Here is a 13,764-nt window from a genome sequence, read left to right as displayed (position 1 = left end):
TATATACTCCAATTGATATCTCTTGTTAATTTCGTAATTGCTTTTTTTCATTACGTTAATACTTTATTAAAAATTGGAACTTTTGTTTTTTATTTACCCTAGGAACTTTTGTTTTTTATTTCATAAAATCAAATTTAAAGACAATTATTAAATTAATTTTTATATTTTAACTTTTATAATAAAATTGAATTATAAATTAATATATATTAAATAATAGGAGAATAATTATGATTAACGTAAACACATTTAAAGGTGGAATTACATTTGAAGACGAAGGGGAAATTTTTGTTGTAATTGAAGCTCAACACTCAAAACAAGGTAGAGGACAAGCTAACGTTAAAGCAAAAGTTAAAAACCTAAGAACTGGTGCTATTACTATTAAGTCATACACCGGTGGAACAATGATCAAAAAAGCACATATTGAAAAACGTCCAATGAATTATCTTTACAATGACGGTGCAAACATTATTTTAATGGACAACGAAACATATGAGCAAGTAGAAATACCAGTTAGCCATGTGGAATGAGAACTTAACTTTTTAAAAGAAGGAACCAGTGTTAAAATCAGAAAATTCCAAGAAGAAATTTTGGACATTGAATTAGATTCATCTGTTACCTTAGAAGTTATTGAAGCACCAGATGCAGTTAAAGGCAACACAACAAACAATCCACAGAAAAAAGTTAAAGTTGAAACAGGATATGAGTTAGATACTCCAATGTTTATCAAAGAAGGTGATTTAATTATTATCTCAACCGAAACTGGTAAATACACAAGTAGAGGAAATAAATAATGAATTTAATTACAGTATCGTGTGGCATTAATCAATCATACTCAGTTACTGAAGACACATTGCAACAACTAATTCAACAATGTGCTAATGATACAAGTTTTTTGAAGTTAGACGGTATTGCCAAAATAATTTTCAACAAAGATTACTCAAACGCGTCTTTTATCATTGATGTAAAAGTTAAAAAAAATAAAAATTTGGGTGATGTTATTGAACAATTCATTAAAGAGTTCGAAACTCGCTTTGAAAGTTTGATTGACATCAAACCACACGATGTAAGAGTGTGTTTTACTGGTAATTATTAAACTTTGTCCAGCCACACTAGTGGTTGGCTTTATTATTTAGTAAGGAGCAAAATGGCAAATTCAAATAAAAAAGTAATTTTAGGTATGTCAGGTGGTGTTGATTCATCAGTTGCCGCTGCATTATTATTGCGTCAAGGCTATGATGTTGAAGGTTTATTTATGCGTAATTGAGATTCTTTTGTTAATAATGATTTTTTAGGTAATAAAGAAATTGCTCAAGATATGTGTTCACAAGAAAGAGATTATCTAGATGCGCAACTAGTGGCAAACAAACTCGGAATTAAACTACACCGTGTCGATTTTATTAAGGAATATTGAGATAATGTTTTTGAAAACTTTATTTCTGAGTACCAAAAAGGACGCACTCCTAATCCCGATATTTTATGCAATAAATTTATTAAATTTTCAGCATTCGCCGACCACGCATTCAATAATTTGAACGCTGACTACATAGCCATGGGTCATTATGCTGATGTTAAAAATGGTCATTTATATCGTGCCAAAGATCAAAACAAAGATCAAAGTTATTTTTTAGCACAATTAACTAACACACAACTCGAAAAAGTATTAATGCCTTTAGCTCAGTACGAAAAACCAGAAATTAGAAAAATCGCACTCGAATTAGGCTTGGCGACAGCTTCTAAAAAAGACTCAACTGGTATCTGTTTTATTGGTGAGCGAAATTTCACTCAATTTTTACAAAATTACATCCCTGCCCAACCTGGAAAAATTGTTTCAATTGTTGACAATAAAGAACTAGGGACACATGAAGGTAGTTATTACTATACTTTAGGTCAAAGAAAAGGTTTAAATCTAGGTGGTATGAGTGAACCTCACTATGTTTGTGGGCATGATATTAAACAAAATATAGTCTATGTTGCTCCTGCTTCAGATATGAGTTATTTGGAATCAGACATGTTAGAGGCCAGCGGTTTGACATTGAATAACACTGACTATAATCCTAATAATTTAAGTGCTAAATTTAGATATAGACAACAAGATATCCCTGTTAGCATCGAAATCTTTGACAACAACAACGTGCGCGTAAAATACCCGTCAAAAGCACAAGCCGTAACACCAGGACAACAAGTTGTGCTTTACGATGGCGATAAATGTATTGGTGGTGCAACCATCGAAAAAATTTTCCTAAATAATCAAGAGAAAACATATGTATAGGAGATAAAAATGAATTCAAAAGAAATAAGAAAGAAATGATTAGATTTTTTTGAATCTAAAGGCCATCTAATTGTGGAGAGCAAAAGTTTAATTCCGGTTAATGATCCATCATTATTGTGAATTAACTCTGGAGTAGCAACATTAAAAGACTATTTTAGTGGTAAAAAAATACCACCTAAAAATCGTTTAGCCAACTCACAAAAAGCAATTCGTACTAATGATATTGAAAACGTAGGAGTTACATCTAGACACCACACATTTTTCGAAATGTTAGGTAATTTTAGTATTGGCGATTATTTTAAAAATGAAGCTATCGAGTTTGCTCATGAATTTTTACTAAAAGAACTAAAATTGCCAGTAGATAAATTGTATTTTACCTACTTTAAAGAAGATGAAGAAACCAAACAAAAATGATTGAGTATGGGTATTGACCCCTCTCATTTAATCTCGGGAGATAGAGATACAAACTTTTGGGACGTAGGTTCAGGTCCATGTGGTCCATGTACTGAGATTTTCTTTGATCGTGGTGAAAAATATGATTCTCGTGGTATTGAACTATTGCAAAATGATATTGAAAATGACCGTTATATTGAAATTTGAAACATAGTATTTAGTCAATTCAATAATGAGGGCGACAATAAATATACTGAATTAGCACAGAAAAATATTGATACTGGTGCCGGTTTTGAAAGAATTGTTTCTATCATGCAAGATGCACCAACAAACTATGACACTGATTTATTTTTAAATATAATTCACGAAATTGAAAAATACACAAACTACACCTATGATGTTAATAATTACTTCACAAAAGACCCAATTCAAAGCGAAGTGAACACAAACTTTAAAATAATTGCCGACCACATTAGAACTGTTGTCAACGCCTTAGCCGATGGAGAAAGTGTATCGAATGTAGGTCGTGGTTACATTATTCGTCGTTTAATCAGACGTTCAATTTATAAAGGAATGCAATTAGGCATTAAAGGTTTATTTTTACACAAGTTAGTAAAAGTTGTGCACGATTCATTGCCATTTAATTATGATATTGTTCCAGTGGAAAAAGCAATCAAAGATGAAGAAGAAGTGTTTGCTAAAACGATTGAAAATGGTAAAACATTACTTGAATCATATATCCAAAAAGGCGAAAAAGTTTTTGATGGACAAGTTGCCTTCAATTTATTGGAAACATATGGTTTTCCTATTGAATTAACTGTTGAAATTCTACAAAAGCAAGGTATTGAAGTTGATATGGAAGTTTTTGAAGAAGCAAAACAAAAACATATTGACGCAAGTAGAGGAAACAAACAAAGTGGAATGCAAAAAGCCATTAATTCACTGTCTTTAATTAAAGAAAAAATTTCTAACTTTGTAGGTTATGATTACACACAATATACTGCTAAAATTATTGAATTATTTGACAGTGAGAAAAGAATTAAAGAAGGCGAAAATAATTCATATGTTGTTTTAGATAACACTCCATTTTACGCTACTTCTGGTGGTCAAAAACACGATGAAGGCTATATGCTGCAAAACGGCAACAAGATTAAAATTATTGATGTTTTCAAAGACAAATACGGCAACCACATACATTTAGTTGAGGGCAAAATTAATGCTATTGATCCGGTTGAGTGTTTTGTTGATGAATATGTAAGAATGAATTGTGCTCGTAATCACTCAGCTACTCACTTAATGTTTTCAGTTATGAGAGATATTTTAGGAGCCCAAATTAAACAATTAGGTTCTGACATCACTGAACAAAGATTTACATTTGACTTTCCAGGTGATAATAAACCAACCCCAGAACAAGTTAAACAAATCGAAGAAAAAATGCGTAATATAATTGCACGTGACATTAAGCGTGAATACATCATTTCAACTATTGAGCAAGCAAAAAATCTACACGCAGTTATGACAATTGAAGAAGATCAATACATGGACCCTAAAGCAGTTCGGATTGTAAAATGAGGCGATGTAACAAGCGATTTATGTGGTGGAACTCACTTAAGCAATAGTGCTCTTATGGAAAACTTCAAAATCACTAATGTTGACAAAAAACAAGCTGGTGTATATCGTTTCAGAGTCATTACCTCAAACGAATTAGTTGATGAATGATTGAAAGAGCAAATTAGCTCAAGTACTGAAGAATTAAATAATATCGTTGCTAAAATCAAAACTCTTGATGCAAATTATCAACCATCGAAATTAAGCGAAAGCGATAATTTAGAATTAATGTTAGAAAACATTAACACCAACATTGAACAAGCTCGTGAAGATTTTAGAAAAATTAATAAAGAAAAATCAAATGTGGAGTTTGACTTCGACAATGTCAATATAACAAAAATAGCAGACAAAAATGTATATCTTAATTTAGATGTTGATGCCTCACAAATTAAAGTTATTGCTTCAACTCTAAGAGAAAAATATCAAGATGCATACATAATTTTAGGATCTCCATCTCAAAATCAAATTTTATTGGCGATTGCAACTAAATTAACAGACTCAAACAAATTATTTAAACAAATTTGCACTAAAGCAAACGGTCGTGGCGGGGGATCAGCAATTCTAGCTATGGGTAAGGTGGATAATTCACCTCATCTATTCGACTATATTACTGAGGTTTTAAATGCGTAAATTATCACTCGATTTAGGAACTAAGACATGCGGCTTTGCTGTTACTGATTCTTTACAAATTGCCGCAAATGCCTTAGATACTGTTCGTTTTGAAGAAATGAATTTTGATGTTGTGATTGATAAAATTACACAATATTTAAAAACATATAACGATATAGATGGATTTGTTGTTGGCTATCCATTGCGTAGCAATGGCGACAAAAGCGAACGCACAATCATGTGCGAACAATTTGCTAAAAGACTAAAAGATCACTTCAATATTGATACGTTTTTAGTAAATGAATATGGAACTACAATTAAAGCCGAAAACACACTTAAAAACACAAAAATGAGTGCTAAAAAACGTAAAAGTGTCAAAGATACGCTGTCAGCTGTCATCATTTTGCAAGAATACTTAGAATATGGTGGGCATAAAATCTAATGATTTCAGCTAAACTTAATCTACCGGATTGAGCAAAATGAACATTATTTGCGTCAATGTTTATTGTTGCCGCTATTGGTATTGGTGCTTACTTTTGGTCACGTTGAAAAGTACGCCAAATTAAACAAAATTTGCAAAATGAAGAAGATAGAAGAAATCGTCAAAAATTAATGGAATTAAGAGGCGACGATTTAGGTATGATTCCATACGATTTAAGAGATTTTTTCGGTTCCAAAAGCGATGATTATGATGTTGAAAATTGAGTTAATACCGTCTTTTTGAATGATGCTAATGATGTATTATTTGTTTCGCCTAAACTCGAATTTGAATTAGCAACATTACTTTTAAAAACTAAAGCTAATATTTCTATCGTAGACAAAGAAATTAATGCAAATCTTTGAAATAGTGCGGTTGTAAATTTTCCACATTATTTCACAAAAAAAGTTAGAACCAGTTCAATTAGCGAATTGAAAAAAGAGCAATTTAAATTAATATTTGCTAGCAATCTTACTCAATCAAATATTGAATTGTTTCAACAATTTTATTCAATTTTAGAACCAAAAGGGATGTTGATTATAAGACAAGATAGCACCAAAAATTCTGACCTAAAACAACTGGTAACAGATCTCAAAATTACTGGTGTTTTACACGAAGTATCAGCAATAAAATCCAAATTTATTTATATTGTTAAACAACAAAATAATAATTAAATCTCACATAAATGGTAAAATAAAAATTAACTAAATTAGGAGGATTAAAAATGCCAAACAAAAAAGAAGAAAAAATTTATTTAGCGCAAGAAACATTAGATAAATATAAAAATGAATACTACGAATTAGTAAATACTAAAAGACTAGAAGTTCAACAAGCGCTTAAAGAAGCACGTGCACAAGGTGACCTTTCTGAAAATGCTGAATATGATGCAGCCAGAGAATTACAAGGGATTGTTGAAGGCAGAATTCGTGAATTAGAAGCAATTATCGAACGTGCTGAAGTTATATCAAACACCGAAATTAAAGGTGTTACAAAAATTGGTATTGGTGCAACAGTAACTTACGAAAAAGAAGATACAAAAGAATTGCGTGAAGTAACAATTATGGGTATTCATGACAGTGATCCGCTTAATGGCAAAATTTCGAATGAATCAGCCCTTGCGTTAGCATTGGCAGATGGCAAAATTGGTCAAATCGTTGAAGTTGACGCCTCAACAAAATACAATATTAGAATAATAAACGTAGAATATAAGTAATTTTAAATTACTTTTTTTCTTATTTTTTTAGCAAGGAGAGACAATGGTAATAGGAATTAGCGGAATGATCGGGAGTGGTAAAAGTGTATTAACCAAGAAATTAATGCAACATTATCCCACTTCAATGATGTTGAAGGAATTTGAAGAAGACGATGAAGTTTTCAATCAATTTCTTGAATGATTGTATAAAAAAACACCAAACTTAACAATCGGATTTCAATCATATGTTGTCGAAAATCACACATCTAAATTAGCGAATTTGTTCAATGAGTTCAATGAATTAGGTAAAAAACATAGTAAAGACCATATTTTTCTAGACCGTTTCAGTATAGAGCACTATATTTTTGCCAGTGTAAATTTAGCAACAAAAAGCGAAAAATATATGCAGGCTTATGATTCTTTATTTTCAAACTTAATCACTGATGAAGAAACACCAGATTTAGCGATATATCTAGATGTAAGTTTTGAAACTTTTAAAAAACGTTTATTCGCCCGTGGTCGTGAAGTTGAAATTAAAAATTACGCTATGAATGAAGAATACTTTAGACAATTACACTCAGTTTATAAAGACACTTTTATTCGTCAAGCAAATAAATTCAATATGGATTATATTATTCTTGATACAAATGATATGAGCGAAGAAGAGGTTTTTGATAAAGCGATTGAAATTATTGAAAGCTTTGATTTCAGTAAAAAGGGACGTTACAATAAATAATGGTTATAGGAATTAGCGGAATGATCGGGAGTGGTAAAAGCACTCTGGCCAAAGGTTTAACTAAATATTATTCAGATTCAATATTGCTTGAAGAATTTTCTGAAGATGACGAAGTATTCAATACTTTTTTACGTTGATTTTACGAACAAAAAGAGAATATCGATATTGGTTTTCAAGCTTATATTATTGAATCATTATCATCAAATTTCAATAAAACTATTGAAGAATTCAATAAAAAGAAACTGAATTGAAACAAGAATCATATATTTTTAGATCGCTTCAATCTTGAACATTATATTTTCGCTGTTTTAAATTTAAAACACAAGCCCAAAAAATATTTAGTGGCTTTTGACGCAATGTTTAATAACTTAATTGACACTAACGAAAATCCTGATTTAGCGATTTTTATAGATATTGATTTCGATACATTCAAACAACGCATAATGAAACGAGGACGCAAAAGCGAAATTGACAATTATGCCGAAAATGAAGAATATTTTAAAGAATTGCACGCATTATATAAAGATTTATATGTCCATTTAATGAATTCTTTTAATATCGACTATATAGTTATTGATGCTAATAATAAAAATGAATTTGAAATACTTGGCGAAGCAATAAAAAGTATTGAAAATTATGACTTTAAAAATAAAAGGCAATAAAAATAAAAAGGGGGAAATATGGATAAAAGATTTACAAAAGTTCTTTATACACGTGAACAAATAGAGGACAAAATTAAAGAAATGGCAAAGTGGGTTAACGAAACATATGCCGATTCTAAAAATTTATTACTAGTTGGCTTACTAAAAGGTGCTGTGCCATTTATGGCACAATTAATTAAAGATATTACTGTTGAAAATGAGATAGCATTTATGATAGCTTCTAGCTATGAAGGGGGAACCTCATCTACCGGTAATGTCAAAATAATTATGGATATTGAAACCGATATTGAAGGCAGAGACGTTTTAGTTGTTGAAGATATTATTGATTCAGGTATTACATTGCATAAAATAAGTTCAATGCTAAAAAATAGACACCCTAAATCATATCGTATAATAACTCTGCTAGATAAACCAAGCAATCGTAAGGTTGATCTTCATCCTGATAAGGCAGCTTTTGTTGTTCCTGATGCTTTTCTAGTTGGATATGGTTTAGACTATGAGGAAAAATTCCGCAGCGTTCCTTTTATTGGTATTTTTGATCCGAATAAAAAATAAACAAAAATAATATTTGATATTAATCGATTTAAGTTCAAGCTAATAAAATAACGCTTGAATTTTTTTAGATTACTTTTTAACACTCGAATTCACAATTTTAACAGAGCTAATTTGACTAATTTCAATAAATCATAAAGATGTCAGTGATGCATGAATACTCAATATCATTTATCAAGATATAGAACATTTCTTACTATAAAAATTAATTTCATCTACGCGAAAGATAGAGCGTTGTATAATGTAAATATATTAGAAAGGGGTGAATATGAAACCATTCGTAAAATGAGCTGGTGGTAAAACTAAATTAATCTCAAAAATAGTGGCAAAAATGCCCAATAAATATAATAAATATATTGAACCTTTCGTGGGTGGTGGTTCGCTTTTTTTCATATTCAACCCCACGATTTTATTTTGAACGATATCAATAGTGAATTGATAGATACGTATAAATGTTTTAGCAATAATGATGAATATAATGAGTTAATTAAGTTATTATTCAATTTCTGAATTAAATAACTTTATAAAAGATACTAAAAAACGACTAAAAGAAAATGATATAAAAACTATTGAAAATTCTATATAAAAATAAAAAAATAAGTTTAGATGAAGCTAAAGAAAAGTACCCTGATTGGTACGAAAGAAGAATAGTGAAAGGTCAAAAAAAGGTTCTTGAAATATTAAAAGAGATTTATATGATTGATGACTTAGAAAGTGTTATAGTGAAGAAATAAGAGAAGGACATAGATATTTTACTTTAATGACTTTATCAATGTATGCTTTAAAGTGTAATATATCAGAAGAAGAATTGATAAAAGACTCTTTTGCTTTGTTTGATACTATGGAATCTTTAACATCAAATGAAGACAATCACTTTACAGAAGATGATATAAAAGATTCTTTAAAAGCCTTTAAAGAAAGTTATAGAACATTCCCAAGAAAAGATATAGAAAAACTGACAGGAGTATTAATTCCTGCTAATAAAAGAAATGGGTTAAATCAAGAAGAACACTTAGAAATAGCAAGAGTAATACAATTAATTAAAGACAGACAAAGAAAAACAAATTGGAGAGATAATAATGGTAGACCAACAAAACAAAAAATAATACAATATTGAAAAAAAATAATCCAAATAGCGCAAAATATCAATGTCAAAAAGCAACAGGATTATCTAAAAATACTATAAAAAAATGATGGTAAAAAGTAAAAGAATAAAAAAGTTTCGTCAAATATTATTAAGTTAAATAAAAAGGAGTTAAAAATGTTAGAAATAGAAAAAATAAAAAACACAATAATAATGGGTGATAATATTGATATATTAAAAAAAATACCAAGCGGTAGTATAGATTTTATTTTTGCAGATCCTCCTTATTTTATGCAAACAGAAGGTGAATTGTTAAGGGTTAATGGAGAGAAATTTGATGGTGTAGAAGATGACTGAGATAAATTTAATAGTTTTGAAGAATATGATAATTTTTCTATAAATTGACTTAAAGAGTGTCAAAGAGTTTTAAAAGATAACGGGAGTATATGTGTTATAGGTTCATTTCAAAACATTTATAGAATTGGATACATAATGCAAAATTTAGGTTATTGAATTATAAATGATATAGTTTGAAATAAAACAAACCCCGTTCCTAATTTTGCTGGTACTAGATTATGTAATTCACATGAAACATTAATATGGTTTAGTAAAAATAAAAAAAGTAAAGTAAGTTTTAATTATAAAACTATGAAATATCTAAATAATAATAAACAAGAAAAGTCAGTTTGAAATATTGCTATTTGTAATGGCAATGAAAGGCTAAAAGACGAAAATGGTAAGAAATTACATTCTACACAAAAACCAGAGGAATTACTATACAAAATAATTTTATCTGCAACAAAACCAAATGATATAGTTTTAGATCCGTTTTTTGGAACAGGTACAACAGGAGCAGTAGCAAAAAGAATAGGTAGAAACTATATAGGAATTGAAAGAGAAGAAAAATATATAAAAGGTGCAACCAAAAGATTAAAATTAGTCAAAAACGAAAGTACTGATATTGAGAATTTGAAATTAGAAATAAAACCACCAAAAGTACCATTAGATAAATTAGTAGATATGAAATATTTATCAATAGGAGATAAATTATATAATTCAAATAAAAAAGAAATAGCAGTTATAGTAGAAAAAGGGAAAGTTTTTGATGGAGAAGACACCTTATCTATACATAAGATGAGTGCAAAAAAATTAAATAAATTAAATTATAATGGTTGAGATTATTTTTATATTATTTATAATAATGAATTTATACCACTAGATAATTTAAGATATAAATATGCAAAGGAAAATAATTAAAATGACAGATGATACAAAAAAGTTAATAAATGAAAGTGTAAGTCAGATAATAGAAAAGAGTAAAAATAAAATTGATAGCTTAATAGATAAGCATGATAAGAAAATACACTTTATACCATCAAAGTATAGAGTATTGGGTGGTCTATTACAGAGTATGAATATTCAATTTGGAAATTTTATAGAGATTTTAATTCAAAATTTATTAAAAAATGATGGTAGATATGAAGTTATAGAAAAATTTTCTGGTAAAAAATATAATAATTTTAAAATATTAAAAGAAAAAGAAACATTAATAGATGAATATATTACAAAATGTCAAACAAGTTCAGATGGTTATGATTTAGAAATTGAATTTAATAAACTAAAAGAAAATATTTTTCTAAATCATAAAAAGCAAAATAAAAAAAATAAATTAATAAAAATAAAACATGATATTGATTTATTGTTTAAAGACACAGAAAATAACAAAATATACTACGCAGAAATAAAATATAATGACGATCATGATACAGGTAAGTTCGTAGATATAAATAGAAAATTAATTAAAACTTATGCTTATCTATTAAGTGAATTTAATATTGATAGTAGTGAAGATATTATTCCAATATTGTTTTTCTTTAACAATAAAAAAATGAAAGGTAATATATATTTACCAGAGAAAACCAATATTTACAGAGGAGAAAAATTTTTTAATAAATTTCTAAATGTAAAATATAAAGAAATAGACGACTACTTATCAAATTTATCTGAAAGTTATGAAATTATAGAAATGTTTAATAATTTATACAAGAATGTGATGAAAATAAAATAATGCTTTAATATTATTGACTATGATTTGAACTCGTCTTAATAAAAAATAATATATTGCAGAGAACAACAAAAATATTGAGGAATTTCGCCTCAATATTTTTGTTATTAAAATCACGTTTAGCACTATCAAAAGGCTTTTTTTGTTTCTTACACTATGTGGACATTTTTGTTTCTTACATCGCTCATTTCCTACTATAAAAATTAATTTCATCTATGCAAAAGATAGAGCATTGTATAATGTAAATATATCAGAAAGGGGTGAATATGAAACCATTCGTAAAATGAGCTGGTGGTAAAACTAAATTAATCTCAAAAATAGTGGCGAAAATGCCTAACAAATACAATAAATATATTGAACCTTTCGTGGGTGGTGGTTCGCTTTTTTTTCATATTCAGCCCCACGATTTTATCTTGAATGATATCAATAGTGAATTGATAGATACATATAAATGTTTTAGCAATAATGATGAATATAATGAGTTAATTAAGTTATTACAAATTCATATGAAAAACCATAATGAAAACTATTTTTACGAAATCAGAAACCAAGATAGAAAACCTGATTTTTTAAAATGGTCTCGTGTCCAAAGGGCAGCAAGATTTATTTACCTTAATAAATCATGTTTTAATGGTCTTTATCGTGTTAACAAAAGCGGATTTTTCAATGTTCCTTCAGGTAAAAAAGCCAATATTAATCTTATTGACCATGATAATTTCGTTTCTATACATAAGTTATTAAAAGAAAAAAACAAAAACATCTTAAATTTGGACTTCGAAAAAGTGTTGGAGTTTGCGGATATGAATGATTTTGTTTATTTAGACCCTCCATATTCTGACTTAGATGACCGAAAATCTTTTACATCTTACACTAAAGAAAATTTTTATGTTAGTGACCAAATGAGACTGAAAGAAATAGTTGATACTTTAACAAAAAAAGGTGTTAAAGTAATGATTAGTAATCACGGTTCGACCTTTATTAAAAATTTGTTTAAAGACTATAATATCGAAACAATTTTTGTCAAGAGATTGATTGGTTCTAAGATTGATACACGTAAGGATGTTGAAGAAGTTATAATCACAAACTACTAATTTATCTTTTACATGCATTTAGATTTCTGAAATATTTCTATGCACAATAAAGGTAGTTAAGGGGAAGAATGAGACCAAAATTTGAAGATTGATTAAAAACCTTTAAGTCAGTGATATATTCATATGACTATTTTGTTGATTTTGCAAAAGTCCGTAATAATGTAAAAATAATTGAAAACGAATTATTAATTCTAAATTCATTAATAGGTTCTAACAATATTGAAAAAGATTTTAAAAAAATATTAATGAAAAACCCAAATTTGTTGAAAATTCTACCATTACTACTAGCAAAAAGAATAAAACAAAACGAATTTATTGAAACTGAAGATGGAAATAAAATATTTTTCGATGAATTAGATAATTCAAATATTGATCGTTGTGTTGAATTGATGAAAAACACTGGTTTTTTGAAAATTCTCGAAGATAAAGAAATAACAAATATAAAGGATTATATTTACGGCTTAGAAGTTGGTTTAGACACTAATGCAAGAAAAAATAGAACTGGCAAATTAATGGAAAATCTTGTAGAGGATTCGCTAGTTAAATTCGGCTACGTTCTGAATAAAAATTTATTTAAACAGTGTACACTATCTAGTCTTGGTGTTGAGATTGAAAATAAAAATATACAAGACAATAAAAAGTTTGATTTTATTGTCTTCGAAGACAGTATTTATTATGGAATAGAATGCAACTTTTATAGTACGGGCGGTTCAAAATTGAATGATACTGCCAGAAGTTATAAAAGTATAGCAGATGAAACGAGCAATGAGGAAAAATTCAAATTTGTTTGAATTACTGACGGTGCAGGTTGAAAAACTGCACGAACTGCATTAAAGGAAACATATGAAGCCACATATTCAGTTTTCAATGTGGAAGACATTAAGAAAAAAATATTGCTAGCATATTTTAAGAACAAAAAAATGTTTAAAAAATAAAATTTTATTTAACGTAAATTTATTTTCAATCCTTGATTACAAGGGACATCTTTTTCATAAATTAATAGTTTTAACAAAAACCCAAATCGT

Annotated in this window: 16 protein-coding genes; all 16 read left to right on the top strand. The window is 28.4% G+C overall.

Annotation, left to right across the window (positions count from 1 at the left end):
• Window positions 1–227: 227 nt before the first annotated feature.
• The 16 genes from efp (at window position 228) to NXS15_RS02900 (ending at window position 13,674) form a co-directional block, all read left to right on the top strand.
• Window positions 228–791 (top strand): elongation factor P, encoded by a 564-nt coding sequence (gene efp / locus NXS15_RS02975; protein WP_259290380.1) that lies wholly within the window; start codon window positions 228–230, stop codon window positions 789–791.
• Window positions 791–1,093 carry an MMB_0454 family protein gene (locus NXS15_RS02970; RefSeq protein ID WP_259290379.1) on the top strand — a complete coding sequence of 101 codons (303 nt, stop codon included), beginning with the start codon at window positions 791–793 and terminating at the stop codon, window positions 1,091–1,093. The genes efp and NXS15_RS02970 overlap by 1 nt, the downstream gene beginning before the upstream one ends.
• Window positions 1,094–1,144: 51 nt before the next feature.
• Window positions 1,145–2,269 (top strand): tRNA 2-thiouridine(34) synthase MnmA, encoded by a 1,125-nt coding sequence (mnmA, locus tag NXS15_RS02965; RefSeq protein ID WP_259290378.1) that lies wholly within the window; start codon window positions 1,145–1,147, stop codon window positions 2,267–2,269.
• Window positions 2,270–2,278: 9 nt separating this feature from the next.
• Complete coding sequence (gene alaS, locus NXS15_RS02960) at window positions 2,279–4,900, top strand: alanine--tRNA ligase (RefSeq protein ID WP_259290377.1); 2,622 nt, start codon at window positions 2,279–2,281, stop codon at window positions 4,898–4,900.
• Window positions 4,893–5,321 (top strand): Holliday junction resolvase RuvX, encoded by a 429-nt coding sequence (gene ruvX / locus NXS15_RS02955; protein ID WP_259290376.1) that lies wholly within the window; start codon window positions 4,893–4,895, stop codon window positions 5,319–5,321. The genes alaS and ruvX overlap by 8 nt, the downstream gene beginning before the upstream one ends.
• Window positions 5,321–6,031: a BC85_0335 family putative methyltransferase gene (locus NXS15_RS02950; RefSeq protein WP_259290375.1), complete on the top strand. Its 711-nt coding sequence runs from the start codon at window positions 5,321–5,323 to the stop codon at window positions 6,029–6,031. The genes ruvX and NXS15_RS02950 overlap by 1 nt, the downstream gene beginning before the upstream one ends.
• Before the next feature lie 50 nt (window positions 6,032–6,081).
• Window positions 6,082–6,570, top strand: a complete 489-nt coding sequence (greA, locus tag NXS15_RS02945) for a transcription elongation factor GreA (protein WP_259290374.1) — start codon at window positions 6,082–6,084, stop codon at window positions 6,568–6,570.
• 43 nt (window positions 6,571–6,613) lie between these two features.
• Window positions 6,614–7,285 carry a deoxynucleoside kinase gene (locus NXS15_RS02940; protein ID WP_259290373.1) on the top strand — a complete coding sequence of 224 codons (672 nt, stop codon included), beginning with the start codon at window positions 6,614–6,616 and terminating at the stop codon, window positions 7,283–7,285.
• Window positions 7,285–7,947, top strand: coding sequence for a deoxynucleoside kinase (locus NXS15_RS02935; protein WP_259290372.1), 663 nt, complete (start codon window positions 7,285–7,287; stop codon window positions 7,945–7,947). The genes NXS15_RS02940 and NXS15_RS02935 overlap by 1 nt, the downstream gene beginning before the upstream one ends.
• 18 nt (window positions 7,948–7,965) lie before the next feature.
• The gene (gene hpt / locus NXS15_RS02930) at window positions 7,966–8,502 is read left to right on the top strand and encodes a hypoxanthine phosphoribosyltransferase (protein WP_259290371.1); all 537 of its coding nucleotides are present in this window, start codon (window positions 7,966–7,968) and stop codon (window positions 8,500–8,502) included.
• A 265-nt stretch (window positions 8,503–8,767) separates the two neighbouring features.
• Complete coding sequence (locus NXS15_RS02925) at window positions 8,768–8,941, top strand: DNA adenine methylase (RefSeq protein ID WP_259290370.1); 174 nt, start codon at window positions 8,768–8,770, stop codon at window positions 8,939–8,941.
• A 318-nt stretch (window positions 8,942–9,259) separates the two neighbouring features.
• Window positions 9,260–9,685 carry a hypothetical protein gene (locus NXS15_RS02920; RefSeq protein ID WP_259290369.1) on the top strand — a complete coding sequence of 142 codons (426 nt, stop codon included), beginning with the start codon at window positions 9,260–9,262 and terminating at the stop codon, window positions 9,683–9,685.
• A gap of 75 nt (window positions 9,686–9,760) precedes the next feature.
• Window positions 9,761–10,840, top strand: coding sequence for a site-specific DNA-methyltransferase (locus NXS15_RS02915; protein ID WP_259290368.1), 1,080 nt, complete (start codon window positions 9,761–9,763; stop codon window positions 10,838–10,840).
• 1 nt (window position 10,841) lies between these two features.
• On the top strand, window positions 10,842–11,651 hold the full coding sequence (locus NXS15_RS02910) for a HinfI family type II restriction enzyme (RefSeq protein WP_259290367.1): 810 nt from the start codon (window positions 10,842–10,844) through the stop codon (window positions 11,649–11,651).
• 263 nt (window positions 11,652–11,914) lie between these two features.
• Window positions 11,915–12,739: a DNA adenine methylase gene (locus tag NXS15_RS02905; protein WP_259290366.1), complete on the top strand. Its 825-nt coding sequence runs from the start codon at window positions 11,915–11,917 to the stop codon at window positions 12,737–12,739.
• Window positions 12,740–12,807: 68 nt separating this feature from the next.
• Window positions 12,808–13,674: a type II restriction endonuclease gene (locus tag NXS15_RS02900; protein ID WP_259290365.1), complete on the top strand. Its 867-nt coding sequence runs from the start codon at window positions 12,808–12,810 to the stop codon at window positions 13,672–13,674.
• Window positions 13,675–13,764 lie beyond the last annotated feature (90 nt).

It is taken from the genome of Mycoplasma sp. CSL7475-4 (genome assembly GCF_024834065.1).
Classification (GTDB): Bacteria; Bacillota_I; Bacilli_A; order Mycoplasmatales; family Metamycoplasmataceae; genus Mycoplasmopsis.
This window is presented reverse-complemented; position numbering and strand designations above follow the sequence as displayed.